General features: G+C 42.4%; 19 protein-coding genes. 7 read left to right on the top strand and 12 right to left on the bottom strand.

What is annotated here, in order from left to right:
* The first annotated feature begins 392 nt into the window (after positions 1-392).
* Positions 393-812: an IS200/IS605 family transposase gene (gene tnpA, locus R9C00_16020; protein ID WPO33209.1), complete on the top strand. Its 420-nt coding sequence runs from the start codon at positions 393-395 to the stop codon at positions 810-812.
* Between the two features lie 474 nt (positions 813-1,286).
* Here the strand turns inward: tnpA and R9C00_16015 are convergent, their stop codons facing one another.
* The 5 genes from R9C00_16015 to R9C00_15995 form a co-directional block, all read right to left on the bottom strand.
* Positions 1,287-2,051: a prolipoprotein diacylglyceryl transferase gene (locus tag R9C00_16015; GenBank protein WPO33208.1), complete on the bottom strand. Its 765-nt coding sequence runs from the start codon at positions 2,049-2,051 to the stop codon at positions 1,287-1,289.
* A 209-nt stretch (positions 2,052-2,260) separates the two neighbouring features.
* Positions 2,261-2,932 (bottom strand): hypothetical protein, encoded by a 672-nt coding sequence (locus R9C00_16010; GenBank protein ID WPO33207.1) that lies wholly within the window; start codon positions 2,930-2,932, stop codon positions 2,261-2,263.
* A 305-nt stretch (positions 2,933-3,237) separates the two neighbouring features.
* Positions 3,238-5,916: an ABC transporter permease gene (locus R9C00_16005; GenBank protein WPO33206.1), complete on the bottom strand. Its 2,679-nt coding sequence runs from the start codon at positions 5,914-5,916 to the stop codon at positions 3,238-3,240.
* Complete coding sequence (locus R9C00_16000) at positions 5,913-6,251, bottom strand: PadR family transcriptional regulator (GenBank protein WPO33205.1); 339 nt, start codon at positions 6,249-6,251, stop codon at positions 5,913-5,915. The genes R9C00_16005 and R9C00_16000 overlap by 4 nt, the downstream gene beginning before the upstream one ends.
* 507 nt (positions 6,252-6,758) lie before the next feature.
* Positions 6,759-6,929: a hypothetical protein gene (locus R9C00_15995; GenBank protein WPO33204.1), complete on the bottom strand. Its 171-nt coding sequence runs from the start codon at positions 6,927-6,929 to the stop codon at positions 6,759-6,761.
* A gap of 74 nt (positions 6,930-7,003) precedes the next feature.
* On the opposite strand from R9C00_15995, the gene R9C00_15990 reads away from it, so the two are divergent.
* From R9C00_15990 to R9C00_15970, 5 genes are all read left to right on the top strand, one after another.
* Positions 7,004-8,011 carry a transposase gene (locus tag R9C00_15990; protein WPO33203.1) on the top strand — a complete coding sequence of 336 codons (1,008 nt, stop codon included), beginning with the start codon at positions 7,004-7,006 and terminating at the stop codon, positions 8,009-8,011.
* A 134-nt stretch (positions 8,012-8,145) separates the two neighbouring features.
* Positions 8,146-8,292 carry a hypothetical protein gene (locus tag R9C00_15985; GenBank protein ID WPO33202.1) on the top strand — a complete coding sequence of 49 codons (147 nt, stop codon included), beginning with the start codon at positions 8,146-8,148 and terminating at the stop codon, positions 8,290-8,292.
* Between the two features lie 141 nt (positions 8,293-8,433).
* Entirely contained in the window at positions 8,434-12,627 is a 4,194-nt protein-coding gene (dnaE, locus tag R9C00_15980) for a DNA polymerase III subunit alpha (GenBank protein WPO33201.1), read from the top strand.
* A 216-nt stretch (positions 12,628-12,843) separates the two neighbouring features.
* A complete protein-coding gene (locus R9C00_15975) occupies positions 12,844-13,500 on the top strand; it encodes a DUF6304 family protein (GenBank protein ID WPO33200.1) in 657 nt (218 codons plus the stop codon).
* 126 nt (positions 13,501-13,626) lie between these two features.
* Positions 13,627-14,193: a hypothetical protein gene (locus tag R9C00_15970; GenBank protein WPO33199.1), complete on the top strand. Its 567-nt coding sequence runs from the start codon at positions 13,627-13,629 to the stop codon at positions 14,191-14,193.
* A gap of 119 nt (positions 14,194-14,312) precedes the next feature.
* Here R9C00_15970 and R9C00_15965 read toward each other — a convergent pair whose 3' ends face one another.
* Entirely contained in the window at positions 14,313-15,761 is a 1,449-nt protein-coding gene (locus tag R9C00_15965) for a TolC family protein (GenBank protein ID WPO33198.1), read from the bottom strand.
* 218 nt (positions 15,762-15,979) lie between these two features.
* On the bottom strand, positions 15,980-16,906 hold the full coding sequence (gene mdh, locus R9C00_15960) for a malate dehydrogenase (protein WPO38774.1): 927 nt from the start codon (positions 16,904-16,906) through the stop codon (positions 15,980-15,982).
* 243 nt (positions 16,907-17,149) lie between these two features.
* Between mdh and R9C00_15955 the strand changes: the two genes are divergently transcribed.
* The gene (locus tag R9C00_15955) at positions 17,150-17,545 is read left to right on the top strand and encodes a hypothetical protein (protein WPO33197.1); all 396 of its coding nucleotides are present in this window, start codon (positions 17,150-17,152) and stop codon (positions 17,543-17,545) included.
* Here the strand turns inward: R9C00_15955 and R9C00_15950 are convergent.
* The 5 genes from R9C00_15950 to R9C00_15930 all read right to left on the bottom strand — a co-directional run bounded on the left by R9C00_15950 (position 17,534) and on the right by R9C00_15930 (position 21,756).
* Positions 17,534-18,178 carry a polysaccharide deacetylase family protein gene (locus R9C00_15950; GenBank protein WPO33196.1) on the bottom strand — a complete coding sequence of 215 codons (645 nt, stop codon included), beginning with the start codon at positions 18,176-18,178 and terminating at the stop codon, positions 17,534-17,536. The two genes, R9C00_15955 and R9C00_15950, sit on opposite strands and share 12 nt — an antisense overlap.
* A gap of 93 nt (positions 18,179-18,271) precedes the next feature.
* The gene (locus R9C00_15945) at positions 18,272-19,555 is read right to left on the bottom strand and encodes a folylpolyglutamate synthase/dihydrofolate synthase family protein (GenBank protein WPO33195.1); all 1,284 of its coding nucleotides are present in this window, start codon (positions 19,553-19,555) and stop codon (positions 18,272-18,274) included.
* A 13-nt stretch (positions 19,556-19,568) separates the two neighbouring features.
* A complete protein-coding gene (locus R9C00_15940) occupies positions 19,569-20,465 on the bottom strand; it encodes a hypothetical protein (GenBank protein WPO33194.1) in 897 nt (298 codons plus the stop codon).
* Positions 20,466-20,576: 111 nt separating this feature from the next.
* Positions 20,577-20,972 (bottom strand): biopolymer transporter ExbD, encoded by a 396-nt coding sequence (locus tag R9C00_15935; protein ID WPO33193.1) that lies wholly within the window; start codon positions 20,970-20,972, stop codon positions 20,577-20,579.
* A gap of 85 nt (positions 20,973-21,057) precedes the next feature.
* Entirely contained in the window at positions 21,058-21,756 is a 699-nt protein-coding gene (locus tag R9C00_15930; GenBank protein ID WPO33192.1) for a MotA/TolQ/ExbB proton channel family protein, read from the bottom strand.
* Positions 21,757-21,954: the final 198 nt, after the last annotated feature.

The following is a 21,954-nucleotide window of genomic DNA, read 5'->3' as shown; positions in this document are numbered from 1 at the left end:
AGTTGCTGGTTTTTTAAATGAAAATACGAGCATGTTTAAAATTTATGTTTTCAAGCGAAAACGTTCACCGCGGCGGCGGACCGCTTTTGGGTTCTCACGAAAGAAGAAAATTTTTGAATAGCAGCGCTACCGAGTGTCGGCCCAGTGAAAATTTTATTTTGAACCGGGTAGACGCTTCTGTGAGGTTCCATAAATGAGCGTTTGTAGCGAAATAGATAAAATTTAAACATGCTCTAAGTCTTTAACTATTTCCTAAGAAATCAGGAGTTATTTAATATCAACTTAGAAATCCACGCTCTATGAGCGTGGTTAATAACCGCTCTGCGTGGCTAAGCCAGAAAACGACCCAATGATTATATTCAAGAGTTGTCGCCACAACCGAAGAATATATTATGAGCCGTTTTCACAAATTGTCACATTCGATCTGGTATTGCAAGTACCATATAGTTTGGACACCTAAATATAGGTATAGAATCCTCGAAGGAGCAATAAAAAGGGCAGCAATAGAGCATATAATGCAGTACGCCGCCCAAAAGAAATATATTATCGATACGCTGAACGTCCAAAAGGGCCATGTTCACTTGATTATCGATATCCCTCCCAAATATTCGGTTTCCGATGTGGTGGGGATCTTGAAGGGCCGGACAGCCATACGGTTGTTTTCAAAGTTCAAGAAGCTGAAGCAACGCCCCTATTGGGGCAACCGTTTTTGGGCAACAGGCTATTGTGTTGATACGGTAGGGCTTGACCCAGAAAAGATAAGGCTTTACGTGGAGTATCAAGAAGAACAGGAAAAAAAGAACGAGAGCTAAGAATAACAAAGTAATAAAATAGATTTATAACCGGGGACAATGAATTCCTTTGCCTCCTTTGGGGGCAAGGGCAGTTTACCCCCTTACAGGGGTTATCACAATTCCCCGCCCTTTGGGTGGGGATCTTTTAATCTTTTTCACGGATTATAGTTGTAACATATTGATTACCTAATTTTTAAAGATAGTAGTTTAGGCTAAAGCCAGTTCGTTTTTACTTCTGAGCGGGGCTTAAAAGCCCCGCCTATTGATTCTTTTATCACTAGCAATGGGCTTTAGCCCGTTGGGCAGCACCCTTCCTATTCGGCTTTAGCCTAAAACTAAACGCATCACAGAAAACTCAGTGCTTAGTTTATGGTAAAAACCAGTAGTGGTTGAACTAAGGGAAATGCTAATCAATAAATTGAATACCAGTTTGTTACCTGTTAATAATCAAGATTTTCGTAAATCACTTCACGTTCAACTAGTAACCAGTAACTAGAAACCTGCAACTAATTTCTTTGGCTTAAAGAATAAAAACAAGAGTGTTCGGGAATAATAGCCAAGCACAAAAAGGCAAGCCATTTGGATTCCTGTCAATCCTATTTGGTAGAAAGCCACGGGCTTGATGTATTCCAAAAAGAAGCGGAAAATGTAATAGTTGATCATGAAAAATTGGAAAATGTATCCGCTTTTGAAGGAGATTTTCTTTTGTAGCATCCATAAACCCAACCACAAGATAAGCAAAAATAGGATTTCATATAGGGCTACAGGATGCCTTTTGAGCCCATCTCCAAGGTCTAAGCCCCAAGGCAAGGTGGTTTCAATACCAAAGGTGGGCTCGTGAACTCCGCTGCTGAAGCAGCCGACCCTGCCAATGATTATGGCGAGGATGATGGGGAAGGTGAACAAATCCCCCGAAGAATGCTTTTCGTGAATCAACTTTTTGGCAAATTCTACGCCCAACAAACCTCCCAAAAGCCCGCCGACGATGGTTTTGTTTTGGAAAAAATAGAGTAGGTAACTGCTTGCCTTAGCCCAGCCCGAGGGCACTTCAAAAGAGCCAACCAGCCGAGAAAAAAAGAATGCGCCAAAGGCTGCACCAATGATGATCCACAACCGGTTCGATTCGGAAATAGCATCTTGTGTATCTTTTCTGAGAAAAAGGTAGTAGCGGTAGCCAACTACAAAAGCCAGTGTTTCGGACAGCAAGTGGGCGCTAAGTTTGAAATTTCCGTAGCCAATTTCTAAGGGGAAGTCCATTTGTAAGGAAAATGATTGCTAATGGAGCTAAAGGTAAAATCTTAGGCTTGGAAAGCAAAAAGGAATTTGTTGGAGGGAAAAAAAGGGGGATTACTAGTTCAGCCAAGGCATGCCTTGGCTGAACTTTGAGCGACGTTCTAGCCCAAAAGTTAAGCGCAAAAAAAGCCCGAAAAACTCGGGCTTGAAACATTGGTCAATTATTAGCTATACTATAACTTCTTCTTTGAGGGGTTGAGAGGAACATACACCGGAACTAGCTGATAGGTAGCTTTAAACTCTTCCATCCATTCGCCAAATGCCGTTCTTTTTTTCTCTAGGTCTTTCAAGTGTTTTGCAGCAGTATCTGATTTTTTATCTGCTAGTTGGTTATTTATCATCACCTCGTCAACCAAGTTTTGCATTTGTTCCATAAGCTCTACACTTATATCGTTTTTTTGGAAAACTCTGGTAGCCCTTTTTTCTTGCAATGCTACGCTATAAAATTGGGTGATCTTGTCAGTTTTTCCACTCGCTGTATTAGGTATGTCGCCTTCCAGCTTTAGCTTTTGGGAGATGTTTTTTTCTTCTTTGGAAAACAGGCTTTTGGCAGTTTTGAGGTGTGCTAAGTATTCTTTTTCAAGATTTGCCATGGATTGCTTCGAAATGGCGTTTTGCTTCTCCTTTTTCGATAGTTTTTCCTCGTAGGTCATATCGGCCATTTGTATGTCATCTATCATGCCCAAGCCCTTATAAAGTTCCATTCGGGAATATCCCGCTTCTGTTGCTCTGGAAAGCTCAGCTTCGTTATTCAGTACATTGTTCAACAGTGTGCGCTCTTTCATCAACACATTACGCCAATCATCTTCGGGTCTTTTTTTGGGCGTCTCCTTATGTTTGTCCATTTGAGTAGTTTTATAGTTTAGTTTGCTTGTGCAATAGCTGTTGGAGGAATACTCAACTAGCTATACGTTTGTAAAATACCTAAAGGTTAAATATATTTTGTTAGTGAGGTCTGTTATTAGCAGATGTTAAGATTTTGTGTAGCTTAGGTATGAAGTGAGGGAATATTGGAGGAGTAAAAAGTTTAGAACAAGAATTTTTAAGTAATGATAAAAATAAAATAACGATCTGCCTTGGGGTATGGCGATGCTGTTCTTATCACTTTCCCTGGGGCAAATCGCCTATAATCTTGAGCTGTATTCTTTGCTTATTCTGTTCGTAAGGTATCTGATGGATTGGCATTGGCAGCAGCTAATACTTTTCCGCCCATTGTTATTGTCGTAACTAAAAGAATGACAACTAAGGATATAATGAACGGGGTTGCCCCTGGGTCTATGTGATATTTAAAACGAGAGAGAATGACCTTGAACGAAACCATGTAGCCCAAGGAGACTCCTGCAAGCCAAGCCAGTACTACTATGGAGGCATAAGGCTTGTTTATCAGTACGAAAATTTGTTGGAAGGACGCTCCCAAAACTTTACGTATGCCTATTTCTTTCACCTTTCTATTGATGGTTAAAGACATAAGTGCAAATAGACCAGAAATGGAGAGCATAGTAGACAGCAGGGATAGAAAAAGGAACAGTTCTTTGAATATATTCCCCATTAGCTTGCTGTCTTCCATCAACTGGGCTTGTTCTTCTCCCGAAAAAGGCTGGTAGGGAAAGTGTTTTTTCCATACACTTTTTATGTCTACCAATGCTGCATCAAGCTGGTTGGGCAGTGTTTTTATAATTAAGAAACCTTCTTCTGATTTGCTAGGAATGATCACCATCGGATTAGAACCACGTACTTTGTCATACCCATCATATATGATATCCTGCACTACGCCTATCACGTATTTCTCCACACTATCCACTTTCACCAGTTGCCCAATTGGATTTTGATCCTTAAACTGCTTTGCCAATGTTTCATTGATAATGGCTGTTTCCATATGTCCTTTTTCCTGACTAGCAAAAAATGAAGTCCCCTCTATTAACTTCACATCCATAAGCTCTAGGTAGCCTTCGCTTACTTCTAAGAAGTCAACATTTTGCTCTTGGTCATTATGGTTAAATGTCGTTTCTCTCCACCACCTAGTAATGTGGTTTTTTGAAATAAGCGCTGAATCTACATTGGCTACTTGTTGGATGTCGTGTAAAAACGGTTTTGCTTTTTCTTTATCGACAGAAAAGTAAAGGATGTTTTGATTATCGTAGCCGAGGTCTAACCCTTCTTGATATTCGGCATTTTGGAACATCGCTATCCCGCTAAAGACCGCGATGAAGGAAATGCCAAATTGTAAGCCAAGAAGTGTCTTGGTAAATGTGTTCGCATCTTTCGTGCGGAAATTACCTTTCAAGATGGGGCTCGGATTCATATTTCCTATGTAAAAAGCAGGGTAAATTCCTGAAATAAAAGAGACTACCACTAAAAGCACCGCCAAGAAACCGATCATACTATAGTTGTTCTGATAGGTTAGTTCGAAAGGAGGTCCGGTGCGTGCTATCCAATCCATAAAAACTCGGGCAAAGAATAAGGAAAGAAGCAAGGCAAGCGCACAGGTAATCAAGTTTTCGAATAAGAACTGTCTTATTATTTGGGCTTTGATCCCTCCCAATACTTTTCGGATACCGATTTCCCTTATTCTCTTTTGGGCAAAAGCCATCGCCGTGTTGGTGAAATTTAAAACAGCTACCAGCAAGATCAGAATAGCGATTCCTCCAAAAATATAAAGAGGCTCTGCATCAATGTGGTATTGATTGAATGCTCGTTGGTTTAAATATTCTCTTTGAGCACCGATCTCCATAAATGGAACCAAGCTAAACTGACTGATTTTCCACTCTTGGATTACTTCTTCGTTGTAATGAGTGACAAACGATTGCAATTGAGACGCTGTTTGATCGACACTTGCCATATGGTCCAGCTTCACAAAAGTAGCAGGTTTAGCCCATGTGTCAGAAGAGTTTTTATCAATGTTTTTATGCTTGAATAAGTTCTCGATGTTCACCAACACCTCTGTCGGAAAACTTATGTTGCCAGGGATTTTTCCGAAAACACCAGCAACTTCAAACCCAACTGGCTCAGTCACTTTTTCTTTAACTGTTTCTCCATTTTCCTCAACTGTTTCTTTTTCATGCTCGTAGTACACGTAGAGCATTTTGCCAATAGGATCCTCTTCTCCAAAGTATTTTTTTGCTACGTTGCCATTAATGTAAATTGCCGAAGGATTGTTTTGGAACGCTTGATAATTACCTGAATGGAGTGGGAAGTCGAAGAAGTCAAAAAACGTAGGGTCGGCATAAGAAATAGTTTCCTCAAATACTTCATCTCCTTTGCTTATATTGTCACTTTGGAAAATAAAGCGGGTGTAGCTGCTGACTCCGGGGAGTTCGTTCGTCATTTTTTCGCCCATGGTGAGCAGTGACCTGTCAGATATCACTTCATCTTTCCCCTGGCTTGATGTGCCGTTCATGTACACTTGATAGATATTTTCAGTGTTGTGGAAAGACTGGTTAAACTCCAAGTTGAATTCCACCAATACATAAGCAAAAATGCAACAAGCCAATGCCAGGCCTAAACCAACTACATTTATGGCGATAAAAGGAGCATTTTTGATAGAATGTCGGTAGCTGATTTTAAGATAGTTTTTCCACATAGCTATGGGGTTAGAGAAGTTGAATCGGTTTTGCATGAATTTCAAATTATACAGTCGCATAAACAGCAGCGAATTCCATACATACCACCATTTTGCTTTGGTTGGTGACGAGGCTTCTAGCTTCCGCTCAAAAAGCTCGTGCAAATCTCCCAACACTTCATCTTGATACATTTCGGAGCAATACCACCTTACAAAGCGGTCTGCCCACTGAGGTGCTTGGGGCGAGTTTTTTTGTTGGTTTTTTTTCATATGTTACCCCCTTCCCAAATTATTTGAGGCACCTGTTGCCACATGTTATTTCTTAATTCTCTTGTCTCGTTTATTGCTTTTTTGCCATAGGCAGTGAGCTCAAAATACCTTTTCTTTCTTCCGCCCCTCACTTTTGTAGCTCCACCTGTGTAGGAAGTCAGAAACCCTTTTTTTTCCAACCTAATTAGAGTTTCATGAACGGTGCTGATGGTACTGTTCCGTCCCGATTGCTCTTTGATTTCATCCATTACCGCAATGCCGTAGGCCTCGCCTTGTAGAATAGCTACGGCTAGCATCACCAGTTCCTCAAATTCACCCAGATAAAGACGCTTCATTTTTTATTACTTTCGGTTTTGTCGAATAAATATAAGCTAAGTATTTAAACTAAAGCAAGTGTTTAAAGTATTGTTTTCGGTTTTGCCGAAGAAATAAGGCTGACTAGCCACATTTTTTAGTTCAACCATCTTCTTACGTATACCCAGTTTGGCAAATTACTGACCATACGTCCCAAAAAAGCAGAAAATCTACGCAAATAAGAGGTAAAACAAGAAAAATAAGTCTTTCGGGACCTTTGATAAGTTTAACTTCCCCATTGATAAGTCATATATCCCGAGAAATAAGTCTTTGGGAACCATTGATTTTTCATGTTTCCCCTTTGATATTTCATATATCCCAAGGAACAAGTCTTTGGTAACGGGCAAAAAGTCTTGATTCAGCCCTGATTTTTAGCGATGTTTCAGAGGTAAGGATTTGGGCAAAGTATAAAACTGATGGATGCCCCTTCCTTGGCAAGGACTATTCACTAAAGTGTGTCAAGATCGGAGCGAGATGCTCCGACCACCTTAGATTTGTGCAGTTGTATTATTCGAAGGATTGTGTTTAATTGGAAAACCTTGATTTCCTTTTGGCCAAGGGGGGCATGGGCGACTCAACTCCGACCATGAATAAGATTCATCCCACTGCTGGATGCCCGTGTCCCCTCCCGTGCCCAGGCCTGTATAAGAGTTTGTCACCGTTAAGGTAGTTAGGCTACGCACCGGGTCCCTGGCCTCTAGGTTTTTTGTCCAACATAAAAATACGGATAACCATGGGATTTAAAAACTTTATCGGCATCGACATCAGCAAAGACACCATCGACCTGGCCCTCCTGACCAGCCACGGCGAGCTCATCGACCTCAAATGGGACAACGACGGGAAAGCCCTGGGCAAAGGGCTCAAGTCCCTGTTCAGGGAGCACGGGCTAGGCAAAGAAGACACCTTGCTATGTGCCGAGCACACAGGACAGTTCGGCAACAAGCTGATGGAAGTGTCCCTGGACCTGGGGCTTTGCCTCTGGATGGAATCACCTTATTCCATCTCCCGCTCGCAGGGAATGACAAGGGGAAAGGACGACAAGGTGGATGCCGAGAGGATCGCCGGCTATGCCAAGCGGTTCGCCGACAAGGCAAGATTGGTAAAGCCTACACCCAAGACTATCAATAAGTTAAAGCTTTTGTCCTCTGAGCGGGAACTTGCCATGAAGGATCTCTCGAAATACAAAGGGCAGCTAAAACAGGAGAAAGGGTTTCTGGACAAAGAGTATTTCAAGGAAAAAGAAAAGAGGGTGAAGAAGCTCATCGCCCTCTATAAAAAAACGGTCGAGGAGATAGAGGAACAGATAGCCCAGTTGATAGAGGACGACCCGGACATCAAGGACAGTTTCGACAAGATCGTCTCCGTGGAGGGCGTGGGAAAGCAGACGGCCATCGCCACGATAGTGGCCACGGAAAACTTCCAGAAATTTGACGACCCCAAGAAGTTTGCCTGCCACATCGGCTGCGCCCCGTTCAGGTACGTGTCGGGCAGCAGCATCCGCTCACGCAACAAGGTCTCGCAAAAAGCCAACAAGGACCTGAAGAAAATATTCCACATGGCGGCACTCTCCACCCTGAGGACAAAGGGGGAGCTGCGAAAATATTACGACCGCAAAGTGGAGGAGGGCAAGCACAAGATGTCCGTCATAAACGCCATCCGGTCAAAGCTCGTCCACCGCATCTTTGCGGTCATTAACCAAAACAGGAAATATGAAAAAATTTATACGCATTCCCTTGCTTAAACCATAAGAGTAGAAGGGTCAGAAAGGTCCCCATAGCCCTGCCCCCGCTCGGGCTTGCCCTACAGAAAAAAAGCGACGACATCGCTCCAAGCGATGTCGTCGTTGGAGACGCCACCCGTAAAAAGGGTAAGCCCTTGGCAGCGGTGGATTCATTGGGTAGCCTAACTGAAAGTATGCAGGAGGTTCCTGCCTTCGCAGGAACGACGGATTTGGGGAGGGCTGGAAGAGAGGAGGTAGGTTGGGCAATGACAACAAAGTTTACTGATGAAGAGGTCGGCTGAAACTTTCCCCCTGAAAACCTGAGAGATAAATCTAGAAGTTAGAATTTCTTTTACCCAAACTTGAATGCGAGTGTGAAGGGCATTAACTTCACAGAAGGTTCACTTTGTAGAAACCTCTTCATAACCCATTTACGTCCTCGTATGTATTTAATATTTGATACCGAAACCACTGGCTTACCCAAAAAATGGGATGCCCCGCACACCGACACGGACAACTGGCCTCGACTGGTGCAGCTTGCCTATCAACTCCACGACAACAAAGGTGGGCTGATAAAAGCGAAGAACATCATCGTAAAACCAGAAGGCTTTACCATTCCTTTTAATGCGGAAAAAATTCACGGTATTTCTACCAAACGAGCCGAAGAGGAAGGGCATCCGCTGGAGGAAGTGCTGAAAGAATTTGCCGAAGATTTGGAGCTGGCAGATGTGATTATCGGTCACAACATTGTGGGGTATGATATTCCGCTTATGGGTGCGGAATATGTGAGGAAGGAACTTCCACCTACCATAATGGAGAAGGATAAGGTGGATACGATGAAGGACACCACCGAGTTCTGCGAACTGCCGGGTGGACGTGGTAGGTTTAAGCCGCCAAAGCTGATAGAGCTGCACAAGAAACTTTTCGGGTTTGAGTTTGCCGATGCCCACGATGCCGCTTATGACGTTTCGGCGAATGCCAAATGTTTCTTTGAGCTGTTGAAGCTGAAGGTTGTTCCTACGCACGACGGTACTGCTCCAGAAGAGGTAGTTTACGAAGAGCCAAAGCTCGATTCGGCGAACTTTGCCAAAGTAGATAAAACTGACGGTGGCGACCTAGAAGTAGTTTCTACCGATGAACTTACTGAGGTTATCCCTTTTTCGCACCTGCACATGCATTCGCAGTTTTCCATTTTGCAGAGCACGGCTGCGGTGAAAAAAGTACTTGCCAAAGCGAGGGAAATGAAGATGAGGGCGGTAGCTTTTACCGACCATGGCAACCTCCATGCTGCGTTCAACGCAGTAGGCGGGCAGGGCGATGACCTAAAGGTGATAATCGGTTGCGAATTCAATGTGGCAAAAGAGCATACCAAAACGAAATTTACAAAAGACAATCCCGATGTGCGGTTCAACCAAGTACTGATAGCTAAGCATCAGGAAGGATATAAAAACCTCTCGAAACTGAGTTCGCTGGGGTACATAGAGGGTTTCTATTCAGGAATGCCAAGGATAGGCAAGGAGTTGATCATTAAGTATAAAGAGGGGCTGATGGCATTTTCGGGCAATTTGTTTGGGGAAGTTCCCTCGCTCATTTTGAACGAAGGCGAGCATGTAGCCGAGGAAGCTTTCCAATGGTGGCATGAACAGTTTGGAGATGATTTTTATGTGGAATTGATGCGCCACGGCTTGCCCGAAGAACAGCGAGTGAATGAGGTGCTGATAGGTTTTGCCAAAAAGTACGGGGTGAAGCTTATTGCTTCTAACGATGTTTATTACCTCGAAAAGGAAGATTCGCATGCCCACGATGTACTTTGGTGCATTAAGGAAGGTAAGCAAATGAGTATGCCTACGGGCAATGGCAGGAAAGCACGCTATTGTTTGCCGAACGACGAATATTATTTCAAAAGCCAAGAGGAGATGAACGCCATTTTTGCCGACATTCCCGAGGCGCTGCACAACGTGAACGAAGTGGTGGACAAATGCTCTCCGCTGAAGCTCAAGCGGGATATTCTGCTGCCTGCATTTCCCATGCCCGAGCAGTTTACCGACCAAAATGATTTCCTTCGCCACCTAACTTACGAAGGGGCAAAAACCCGTTACGAGCAGCCCCTTTCCGACGATACAAAAGAGCGAATTGACTTTGAACTGAAGATCATTAAGCAAATGGGTTTCCCAGGCTATTTCCTCATTGTACAGGACTTTATAAAAGCGGCGAGGGACATGGGCGTGAGCGTAGGGCCTGGAAGGGGTTCGGCAGCTGGCTCGGTGGTTGCGTTTTGCACGGGAATTACCAACATTGATCCTATTAAGTACAACCTCCTTTTCGAACGTTTCCTGAACCCAGAAAGGGTGAGTATGCCTGATATCGATATTGACTTCGATGACCGGGGTAGGCAGCGGGTGATTGATTGGGTGGTGGAGAAATATGGCAAAAACCAAGTGGCGCAGATTATTACTTACGGCACTATGGCGGCAAAAATGTCAATAAAAGATGTTGCCCGTGCTTTGGAATTAGAACTTTCCGAAGCCAACGCTCTTGCCAAAATGGTACCCGATACACCGGGAACTACGCTCGATAAGGCTTTTAAGGAAAACCCTGACCTTGATGAGATAAAGAAAAACGATAAAGGCTTGAAAGGGGAGGTAATGCAACTTGCCCACAAGCTGGAAGGCTCGGTAAGGGGTACGGGAATCCATGCTGCTGGTGTCATCATCGCTCCAGACGATTTGCTGGAATACATACCTGTGTGTACCTCCAAAGATGCCGACCTACTCGTAACCCAATTTGATGGGAAAGTGGTAGAAGATGCAGGCATGTTGAAAATGGACTTTTTGGGTTTGAAAACCCTCACCATTATTAACGATGCTTTGGTGATGATCAAAAAGAACCATGGGATTGATATTGACCCAGATTTGATCCCACTCGACGATGAAGTCGCTTTTGGGCTGTACCAACGAGGAGAAACCATTGGCACGTTCCAGTTTGAGTCGCCGGGTATGCAAAAATACCTTCGCGAGCTCAAGCCAAACAATATTGAAGATTTGATTGCGATGAACGCCCTTTATCGCCCAGGTCCTATTCAATTTATCCCGAACTTCATTGACAGGAAACACGGAAAGGAGGAGATTGAATATCCTCACGATTTGCTCGAGCCTATTCTGAATTACTCGAATGGGATTATGGTGTACCAAGAGCAAATTATGCAGACGGCGCAGATTATGGCGGGCTTCTCCCTCGGCAAAGCGGATATTCTCCGACGGGCGATGGGTAAAAAGAAGTTCGATGTGATGGCAGAGATGAAGGAAGTCTTTGTGAAAGGGGCGAAGGAAATTCACGGCATCGACGAGGAAAAGTCGTCCGAGGTGTTTGCCATCATGGAGAAGTTTGCGGCCTACGGTTTCAACCGATCTCACTCGGCTGCTTACTCGGTAGTGGCGTACCAAACGGGCTACCTCAAGGCAAATTACCCTGCCGAATACATGGCTTCGGTAATGAGCCACTCCATGGGCACTATCGACAAGATCAGTTTCTTCATGGAAGAGTGCCGCCGAATGGGCGTGCAGGTGCTGGGTCCCGATGTGAATGAATCTATCAGGGATTTTAGTGTGAACTCCGATGGCGATATTCGCTTTGGGCTTGCGGCTATAAAAGGTGCGGGCGACTCGGCCGTGGAAGCGATTATAGAGGAGCGGGAGGAAAATGGGAAGTTCGAAAATATATGGGACTTCGTAGAGCGATGCAACCTGAGGCAGGTCAACAAGAAAACCTTAGAGAGCTTGGCGTATGCAGGTGCTTTTGATGAGCTAGACAAGCTGCATCGAGCGCAGTTTTTCCACATAGAAGATGGTGAGCACAGCTCAGGGATAGAAAAATTGGTGAAATACGGCAACAGTCATCAGGCTGAAAAAACTTCTTCGCAAATTTCCCTCTTTGGGGGCAGCGGGGGAATGGAAATGCCTAAGCCTAAACTTCCCGAGTGCAATCCTTGGCCCGATACGCTAAAGCTTCGCCATGAGAAAGATGTTGTCGGTTTTTATATTTCTGGTCATCCGCTCGACCAATATGCTTTGGAACTGCAGAACTTCTGCCGCTCCATTAGGGTGTTGAACGATGACTTGGAGAAATTCCAAAACCAAGAGCTAGCCTTCGGAGGCATAATCACCGATGTGATGATTCGTGAGGGAAGGAACGGGAATAAGTTCGCTATTTTTACCGTGGAAGACTACGACGGCTCGTTCAGGTTTCCTGCGTTTGGCAGTGTGTACTACGATTATAGCAACCTGCTCCAAGTGGGTACTTATGTGTACATAAAAGGCAAAGTACAGGAGAAGTACAAGAACCCAGGCATGTGGGATTACCGCCCGTCGTCCATAGAACTGCTGAGCGAGGTGAAGGCGAAAATGTGCCACAAGGTGAAGCTAAGCCTCGATATGAGCAAAATACAACCGCAAACAGTGACCGATATTTGCGAACTGGCTACCTTAAACTCAGGAGAAGTTGAAATGCATGTAGAAGTATTCGACCCAGAAAAAAGCTACAAAGTCAACCTCTTTTCAAGGAAGTACAAGGTAGATCCTACCACCAAGTTTATGAATGACATTAAGAACTTGGAAGGTGTTGATTTTGCCTTGAATTAGGGGAGGGTGGACTTTACCTCATAGTTTGTGGTACACAACCACCTAGGTCATCCCATTCTACAAAAGAAGAGACCTATCGTGTATCAGTAGATATTTTCAAGTACAAAACTATACTGAAAAAATAACTGGGATCGCATAAGTAAGTGTCTTAGAAGCTGTTTTGAAACACAACTTCAAATTTATTATAGCTTCTTACTATTGTGTATAATTATCCAAATGATAGAATACGCTGCAAAATATAAAGACAAGTTTGGTGAGGAAAAAACAAAGGTTTATTCAGACGGGACAACTATGCACTTAGTGTTGAGAGGTATTAAATTTGAGGGGAGCGATTTCGAGATGCTAGAGGGTAAAGTTGACGACAAAAAATTTGAATATGAAAAATATCAAGAGAGTTGTTTAGGTGACTTAACTAATTTTGAATTAGAAATAGACTTTCCAATTATTATTATTTGGAATAATGATCCTGTTATAGGAAATCTCAATGCATCTATAGTTACTGGAAAAGAAAGTAATGTGTTTTTGGAATTGAAGACTAAATTCGGAAAATTCCAAAACACAAAGAACTGCGGTTGGTTTGAAGATGCTCTTGTTGAAATTCAAAAGATGCTTCCCCAAAAAGCTCAAATCAAAACTTGCTTAAGTTGTAAATATTCTAGTTACCACCCTGTAGGTAGTGGAATGTTTGGCGGATTGAGTTGCTTTAAAAATTTGAGACTTGAAGCCGATAATATTTGTAATAAAGATGATTTAATGATTCTGTGGGAAAAAGGATGTAGAGAAAAGACAATATTTAATGTACAGGAAGTTTTTGATTGTTCCGAGCATCAATTTATAACCAAAAATGATTGGACATATAAAGATTGGACCTAAAATAAGCTGTATACAGCGTCTTGCCTCTTTTCTGGGAGTAAAGGCAATATATAAGCAATATTACCCTTGGAAATGTTGTATATAAAAAGTAACCGTTCTTAGGGCTTAAAACTTTCAGCAAACTAAATGCTTTACATTAAATTCAACATAGAGGATCCATCAAAGTATATTGATTTTCAAAAACTATATAACCATATGGTTGAAGTAAGGCAGCCTGGTTACAAATTTAAAGAGGAAGATGGTCCCGAAATTGATTGGGATAGTTTGACAGATCAGGAAATGACTGAAGTCATTGACAAATTATTCGAAGAACCCGAAGTAATCCGCTATAAAGAATTCATACCTGATTATGCACATCAGTTTTTAGGATCTTATGTTGGCTTTGAGAATGAAAGGGCTGGAGATTTTGGGTTTGAAACTTCAGAAATATTCAACTATTTAGAGTTTTCTTTTGAAGTCGAATTGGATAACCTTGAAAGGAAAAACGAAAATGATGGACTCATTGAGTTTTCCACAGGGAACTTTCCTTTTGGGGGCATCGAACGTTTTTTAATCACCTTAAAAGCTTTTGATATCAGACCTGCCGAATACTTTGATGGATTTGCCATTCATGAAGTTGACTGGACATCTGATTTTGCTTATGATACGATTGAACTTCCTGGAAAAACCAGCCAATATCTAAAGGGAAAATAGATGTTTGAAAAAAACTCTATATTTCCTATTCAGGGATAAGCTACAAACGAAACTCAGAACAAAGTGAAAAAGGTCGCAGGTAACTGCGGCCTTTTTCACTTTTCTAAAAGAAAAAACTCTTAATTTCCATCAAATGTGATTGGCTTTCCCATAAGGAAGTCCAATAGTTTGGAACGGAAAATAAAATCATATTTTGAGCGAAGCATGTCCGACTCCGCATTTACCAAATTGTTTCTGGCAATGGTAAGCTCGGTTGAGTTTACAGCTCCTACCGAAAAGCGTTGGTTGGTAACTCTATAAGTCTCTCGAAGGGCTTCTACTCTCTTACTGTTAGAGTTATAGGTTTTGCTTGCTGCCAATACATTTTGTCGAGCTGTTTCAATATCTTGCCTTAGCTGGTTTCTAACTCGCTGGGCACTTACCCTTGCTTGCTCTCTGTTTATTTGGGCGATGCTCACACCTGTTTTAATTTGGTTTTTGTTGTAAATAGGTATCCTCAACGTGAAACCGAGTGATTGCCTCAAACTTTCGGAAAGCTGGTCTTGAAACCCAAAAGGGATTCGTTCGAACTGGGGCTGAACGGTGTAAACAGGAGAAGTAGTTCCATTGTCATTATAAAAATACCCAAGAGAACTCTCGGTAAAGCTACCGGGGATCACTTGTTGCCTAAACTGTTGGGCACTAGAGTAGAAAGTGTTAATTCCCCCGCTGAGCGTAAGGGTAGGGTAGTAGTTCGATTTTGCTATTTCAATACTGAGTTCCGATGCTTCAATGTTGAGGTCGGCACTTTCTACTACGGGAAGGATGCTTTCAGATATTTTGAAAATATCTTCCGATTCCATGATGATTGGTGCTTCTTCAGGATCGGGGAGCTCAGGGATTTCAATTTCGAACTCTTCGCTTGCCGGAAGCTGCAAGAGTTGCTTTAGGTTCAATATTGATAGTGCTAATGTGTTTTCTGCATTCACAACTTGCAAGTCGTCCGTCGCTCTTTGGGAAAGAAGATCGAGCAAGTTTGATTCGGGCAACACCCCTGCATTTACAAGCTTTTCGGTACGGGTAATTTGCTCATTGGAGTTTTCGAGCTGGCGTTGGGCTATGTCTAGGTTCTCGAGGTTGAAGATGATTTGCAAGTAAAAGGTCGCAATATTCATGATGAGGTTATACTCTGAATCCTTGAGGTCGGCTTTGCTAGCCTTCAAGGTCATTTCATCTCTCTTAATAGTATTGGCAATACTAAATCCATTGAAAAGAGTTACGCTACTGTTCAGCCCAAAGTTGTTGGAGCGTACACGTGCGGTAACCGCATCGTTGGTGTACACATCAAAAGATCGCCCCCAGTTGTAGTTTTGGTTGGCAAATCCGTTTAGGTCTGGATAGCGTGCATGCTTCGATTGCTGCAGGGTAGCCTCATTTCGCTCAATTGAAAGCTCGCTTAGCCTAAGATCGAGATTGTTGGAAATGGCATAATCAATACATTTTTGCAAGTCCCATTTTTCTTGAGCGTGGCTTGCATAGCAAAGTAGGGCAAAGGAAAAAAGTAAGAATGTTTTTTTTAAGCTGATCATAGCCTGTGTTATTATCATAAGTATGTAGGAGTAGTTCTCCTTTGATATGAGTTTCTAGTAATGTCGAAGCTAAAATAAGGAAGTGAATTTATATTGGCTTGCATAATTTGATTAGAGGTGCAAAACACTAGGGGAGTGGTTGTAAATTGCTTAGAGGAAAGCCATAAAAAAAACCTCCACCGAAGTGGAGGTTCAATAATATCTGAAAGTGCTACAAATTACATAGCGTCAAATACGTCCATTACGGCTTTAACGTGACCTTTAGATTCTTCAAGCAACGCTTTTTCATCATCGTTAAGATCAAGCTCAATCACTTTTTCGATACCGTTTTTACCAAGAATAACTGGAGCACCTAAGTACACACCGTCAATTCCGTACTCACCTTCAAGCTTAACGCAAACTGGGAATACCCTTTTTTGGTCTTTTACGATAGCTTCAACCATCTGGGCCGCAGCAGAACCTGGAGCATACCAAGCTGAAGTACCCATTAGTTTTACTAACTCACCACCACCTTTCTTCGTTCTTTCAACAATTGCATCAAGCGTTTCAGCATCGATAAGTTCAGTAACAGGGATACCTCCTACAGTAGTGTAGCGAGGAAGTGGCACCATAGTGTCACCATGACCGCCCATCAATACAGCTTGGATGTCTTTTGGAGATACACCAATAGCATCTGCCAAGAAAGCACGGTAACGAGCAGTATCAAGGATACCAGCCATACCCATCACTTTAGTTCTAGGAAGACCAGATTTGATGTGCGCAACATATGTCATTACGTCAAGCGGGTTAGACACGATGATGATGATAGCGTCAGGAGAGTGCTTAACAATATTTTCAGTAACAGAGTTGACAATGTTAGCGTTGGTGCTAATAAGGTCGTCACGGCTCATGCCTGGTTTACGAGGAAGACCTGAAGTGATAACAACTACATCTGAACCAGCGGTTTTAGAATAGTCATTGGTTACACCAACAGTTTTAGTATCGTAAAGGTTAATTGGAGCTTTTTGCCAGATATCAAGCGCTTTACCTTCTGCAAGACCTTCTTTGATGTCAACAAGAATTACTTTGTTGCCAATTTCCCTAGCGGCCAACACATCAGCACAGGTGGCACCAACATTTCCGGCACCTACTACAGTGATTTTCATGGTATTTTTTAGGTTTATTTTTAAAAAATAATTTGCTGTATTTCTTTGATGCGAATATAGTATAGAGAGGCTGTATTCCCAATTAAATAATATCATATAAAAAAGGTGATTTTTGCCATTATAATTTAATCAAGAAAAAAGTGTGATTTTTGAATTATCCCTTTGCTTGATGTCTAACTCTCTTATTGTAAGGTGTATTTTTCGACTGTTTTTTTATATCTTAAACTTACAACTGCAAACGCAATGGTACTATTGAAAAACAACTTTCAGGTAATAGCCTTGGAAGAAGACATTTTTGTTTTCACTTGGCTAGATACTTCCGTATATATGAAGGAAGAAGATTATACGGAATGCATGGAGAACTATGCTAAATTAGTGGCGGTACACAAGCCAAGTGGCCTATTGGCAGATAATTCCAACTTTGCTTTCCCCATTTCCCCTAAGTTACAAGATTGGACGAATGAGACTGTTTTTCCCGTGGGGTGGAAGTCGGGTGTCCGGAGGGTGGGGATGGTGGTTGCTCCTGAGCTGATTCCCCAGCTTTCGGTAGAACAGGCAATGGAAACCAGAAAGGGGCAACAATTTGTCACCCGCTATTTTGATAATAAAGCAGAAGCTTATAAATGGTTAGTTTCCTAGGTTTAAACTTTTGAACTGAAAACCTTTTTGGTGGAAATGCTCCATAAAAAGTGGAAGAGTGTGGTAAAGGTTGTTCTTTGCTTTGGTATTGTCGTGAAATACGATGATGGAGCCGTTTTTTGCATGAGAAATAGATTTTTGTAGGCATACTTCCTTGCTAATGGCACTCGAATAATCGCCTGATAACACTTCCCACATAATTATTTCAAACTCGCTTTTAAGTGCTTTTATCTGTGCCTTGCTTATTCGCCCGTTTGGTGGACGGAAGAGTTTGTCTGAAATGTTCCCCATGTATTTTTCCATCCATTCTTGGCATTTGAACACATTTTCAACATACAAATTTGTAGTTGTATTCCAACCGTTAAGGTGGTTGAAGGTGTGGTTACCAATGCTATGTCCTGCCTTTAAGGTTTGCTCTAAGATGCTCGGGTGCTTGCGGATATTATCTCCCACGCAAAAAAAAGTTGCTTTAGCATCATATTTTTCCAATGTTTTCAAGATGAAAGGTGTGAGTTCGGGAATAGGACCATCGTCAAAAGTAAGGAAAATTGTAGGTTCTTCCGTTTCCCTTCTCCAAGTGAGGGAGGGGTACATTACGTCTTGAAAAAACCAGCCCATTTTATGAATAAACATCGGTATTGCTGTTTGGGTAATTGTCTAAATATTCAGCCTTCAAAGTCATTAGGCATGAACCAATAAAGACAAATTTAAATTAAAAATAGCTCCTTAAAGGTTTTCGATTTCGGCTACCACGAAGGTACTTCCTCCTACAAATATAAAATCCTTTACACTTGCTTTAGCCTTCGCCGCCTGCAAAGCTTCCATTACGGAAGGGTAGGTTTGCCCTTTTAGTCCGTACTCACCAGCTTTTTCTTTAAATATTTCAGCATCGAGTCCTCGGGGTACGTTGGGCTTGCAAAAATAGTAGGTAGCCTCTTTGGGGAAAAGTCCTAAAATTTTTTCCAGTTTTTTATCGTTCACTGTCCCCAGTACCAGGTGCAATTCCTCAAACTGGTAGTTGGGCAATTGCTTGAATATTGTTTTTAATCCGTCCTCATTGTGCCCCGTATCGCAATAAGTCAGGGGATTTCCCCCAAGTTTCTGCCACCTGCCTTTTAGCCCCGTGAGACTGCAAACTTGGGCAAGTGCGACTTTTGTATTTTTTGGAGCTAACTTGAAGGCTTGTCTGATGGGTTGCTGCTGTAATAAGGAAACAACGCCTTTTAGGTTGTGAATCTGGTGCTCTCCCAATAGGTCTAGGGTGATGTTTTCCAGTAAAAACTTTCCTTCCACAAGAATAGCTAGTTCTCCTGCAATGTTTCTTTCAACAGAGATGTTGTCTTGGGCAAAAGTGATGGGAGCATTTTTCAACCTTGCTTGTTCTGTAAAAACCGGGGTGGTTTCTAGATGCTTTTCTCCGATCACCACTGGAGTGTTTTCCTTTATTATCCCAGCTTTTTCAAAAGCGATTTCGGGTAACGTTTCTCCGAGCATGTCGGTATGGTCAAGCCCGATATTGGTAATGAGGCAGGCAAGAGGGGAAAGGATATTTGTAGAGTCTAGCCTGCCGCCCAAGCCAACTTCTATTATGGCAATGTCAACTTCTTGTTTGGCAAAATGATCGAAAGCCATAGCCACGGTAATCTCGAAAAAGGAGGGAGATATTTCCTCTATAATAGATCGGGTAGATTCAATGAAATCAACCACTTGCTCTTCAAGAATTTCTTTTCCATCTACTTTTACTCGCTCTGTAAAGCTTTTGAGATGTGGAGAAGTATATAGCCCAGTTTTGTAGCCAGAAGCTTGGAAAATAGCGCTGAGCATATGCGTACAGCTGCCCTTTCCATTAGTGCCCGCCACATGAATGGACCTGAAGGAATGTTGAGGGTTGCCCAAGTGCTCGCAAAGGGCTAAAATATTATCTAGATTCTTCTTAAAAGCAACACCGCCCACCCGTTGGTACATGGGCAGGCGGCTATACATATAATCTAATGTTTCTTGGTATGTCAATGCAGTACTGCTATTATTTGGACGTGATGATAAACGTAATGCTTCCGGTGGTTACCCTTGGGGCAGATGCCGATGCGCTCATTTGAGAAAACGTAAGGTCGTAAACTGCTTGTTTGTAAGATGCAATAACCGTTCTATCGGCTATAGTCGAAAACTTCCTTTCTACAGAAATAACCTCACCTGCATCGTCAATCTTCACTTCAAAGATAATTTTCCCCGTTATGTTCGATTGGTCATCTGCCGATGGTGGCTCATCCCAGCTCCAGCCCGGCATGTCTAATGAAGAACCTCCTTTGCCCGTGTTCGAGCCAATTAGTGCTTCTGCATTCACATTACCTTGTTCGTCGCCCATGTCACCTATACTTTCCGAATTTCCGTTGCTGTTTCCCTTGTTTTCAGCGCTAGTTCCGCCTCCAAGGAGAGCATCGTTGTTTACCTGTGGTTTTTCTTCTTTCTTCTTTTCCTCAGGTTCAACCTGCTTTACAGGATCGTCTTTTGGGGTTGGCGTTACTTTTTCTTCAACCTTAGGCTTTACTTTTTCCTCTGGAACAGCCTCTACCGATTCTTCACTTTCTTCAGCAGCAGCCACTACTTGGTCTACTACTTCTTCCGTTTCGGCTTGTTCTGGTGGAGCGGTTTGCACTGGCTGTACAGGTTTTGGCGTAGGCTCTTCTTGCCTGGCTTCGTCCAAACTTTTGTTCTCGTTTGCGGGGGCACGGCTTTGCATATCTCCCGAGCCACTATCGTCCATTCCGAAGTTCACCTCAATCCCAAACTGAGGGATGGGTGGGTCTGGCGGCCTCCAGGCTATTGCCATTATTAATAAAGCTGCCAGTATTCCATTGAAAAGCACTGTCGCTACAACTGCGATTGTTTTATTTCGCTTTTCATCTTTTTTAGGATCACTCATAAGCTTGTGGTTTGTCTTTTCTCAAGTCACACAATTTAGGTACAAGACCAGTAGAAAATGTGTGACTTCTGTTTATTAATAAGACGAAATATTGATTTCCAGAGTTCCTTTTTACTCTGGTTTGGTAGAGATAGATACCTTGGCTTTCAGCTTTGTACATATTCCCGCTACAGTTACCAAATGCTGCACAGGTACGTCTTTATCTACTGAAAGAACTACAGAACCTTGTTCCTGGCCAGCAAGTTGGAACTTCAATTCTTCTTCCAACAAATCCAATGGAATCTCTACTTCGTTCACATAGTACTTCAGGTCTTTTGTTATACCAACATTTACCTTCGGCATCACCTTCGACGAGGCTTTGCTAGTAGGCACACTTATAGGTAAGCCCGAAGGCGTCACAAAGTTGGAGGTAAGCATAAAAAAGACAAGAAGCAAGAATATCATGTCTGTCATAGAAGACATGTTGAAGGTAGGATCTACCTTGTTTTTTGATCCAAAATCTGCCATAATTTTTGGGATAATTGTTTGATAAATGAAGCGAGAAAAGCTTTTTCAGCTTTCCATCGCATTATAAATAAACAACACAAAAGTCTTAGTTAGGCTTTTGGAGTAGATCGATGAATTCGATAGAGGTTATCTCCATACGGTGAATTACATCCGATACTTGTCTCACCAAATAGTTGTAAGCGATATAGGCTAAGATACCTACAAATAGACCGCCCGCAGTGGTGATCATGGCTTCGTAGATACCCGCTGAAAGTAGTTTTGGACTAACAGATCCTTCTTCTTGAGAAATAGAGATAAACGCTTTGATCATACCTATTACAGTCCCGAAGAAACCGATCATAGGTGCTGCTCCCGAAATAGTACCCAAAACAGAGATGTTTTTTTCGAGGCGGTAGATTTCTAGTTTACCCACGTTTTCTATAGAGGCTTCAATATTTTTGAGTGATGATCCAATATGGATCAAGCCCGTGTACAGCATCCTCGCCATAGGGGTGTTTTGCGTGTCACAATGTTTTTTTGCTTGTTCTATATCGCCTTTGATCACAGAGGCACTTACCTTGTTGAGCAGTTCTTCAGGGTCTGCTTTCGCTTTTTTTAAGGTGAGTATTCTTTCTACCAGAGCGTAGACGGCTACAGCCAGCAATGCTCCGAGGATAGCCATGGTCCAGCCACCTTTCATAACCAAGTCCATTACTGAAATGGAATCGGGAACCTCAGGACTTACAAGCCCTTCTTGGGCAACACTTACCGTATCTATTACTTGTTGGATTTCTAACAATGCCATTTTATGTCAGGTTAGTTGATGATTTGGTTTTTTATGAAAATTCCTTTGCTAAAAAAACAAAAACGCATTTTTCGAGATATTGATATCTGTCAAATGCTGTTTTTGTAAAATCTTAAATTTCAATGGCAAAAATGAAAGTTGCATTTTTTGCCAAAATGTAATTATTACAAGTAGATAAATTTCCTTGAAATAAACAAA

The sequence above is a fragment of the Flammeovirgaceae bacterium SG7u.111 genome, assembly GCA_034044135.1.
GTDB lineage: Bacteria > Bacteroidota > Bacteroidia > Cytophagales > Flammeovirgaceae.
The sequence above is the reverse complement of the archived record's forward strand: the minus strand, read 5'-3'. Positions and strand labels throughout refer to the sequence as shown.

Bases quoted from the DNA above. Each gene is read 5' to 3' on its own strand.
- tnpA (WPO33209.1), top strand. From the start codon at position 393: ATGAGCCGTTTTCACAAATTGTCACATTCGATCTGGTATTGCAAGTAC.
- R9C00_16015 (WPO33208.1), bottom strand. From the start codon at position 2,051: ATGGACTTCCCCTTAGAAATTGGCTACGGAAATTTCAAACTTAGCGCC.
- R9C00_16010 (WPO33207.1), bottom strand. From the start codon at position 2,932: ATGGACAAACATAAGGAGACGCCCAAAAAAAGACCCGAAGATGATTGG.
- R9C00_16005 (WPO33206.1), bottom strand. From the start codon at position 5,916: ATGAAAAAAAACCAACAAAAAAACTCGCCCCAAGCACCTCAGTGGGCA.
- R9C00_16000 (WPO33205.1), bottom strand. From the start codon at position 6,251: ATGAAGCGTCTTTATCTGGGTGAATTTGAGGAACTGGTGATGCTAGCC.
- R9C00_15990 (WPO33203.1), top strand. From the start codon at position 7,004: ATGGGATTTAAAAACTTTATCGGCATCGACATCAGCAAAGACACCATC.
- dnaE (WPO33201.1), top strand. From the start codon at position 8,434: ATGTATTTAATATTTGATACCGAAACCACTGGCTTACCCAAAAAATGG.
- R9C00_15975 (WPO33200.1), top strand. From the start codon at position 12,844: ATGATAGAATACGCTGCAAAATATAAAGACAAGTTTGGTGAGGAAAAA.
- R9C00_15970 (WPO33199.1), top strand. From the start codon at position 13,627: ATGCTTTACATTAAATTCAACATAGAGGATCCATCAAAGTATATTGAT.
- R9C00_15965 (WPO33198.1), bottom strand. From the start codon at position 15,761: ATGATCAGCTTAAAAAAAACATTCTTACTTTTTTCCTTTGCCCTACTT.
- mdh (WPO38774.1), bottom strand. From the start codon at position 16,906: ATGAAAATCACTGTAGTAGGTGCCGGAAATGTTGGTGCCACCTGTGCT.
- R9C00_15955 (WPO33197.1), top strand. From the start codon at position 17,150: ATGGTACTATTGAAAAACAACTTTCAGGTAATAGCCTTGGAAGAAGAC.
- R9C00_15950 (WPO33196.1), bottom strand. From the start codon at position 18,178: ATGTTTATTCATAAAATGGGCTGGTTTTTTCAAGACGTAATGTACCCC.
- R9C00_15940 (WPO33194.1), bottom strand. From the start codon at position 20,465: ATGAGTGATCCTAAAAAAGATGAAAAGCGAAATAAAACAATCGCAGTT.
- R9C00_15935 (WPO33193.1), bottom strand. From the start codon at position 20,972: ATGGCAGATTTTGGATCAAAAAACAAGGTAGATCCTACCTTCAACATG.
- R9C00_15930 (WPO33192.1), bottom strand. From the start codon at position 21,756: ATGGCATTGTTAGAAATCCAACAAGTAATAGATACGGTAAGTGTTGCC.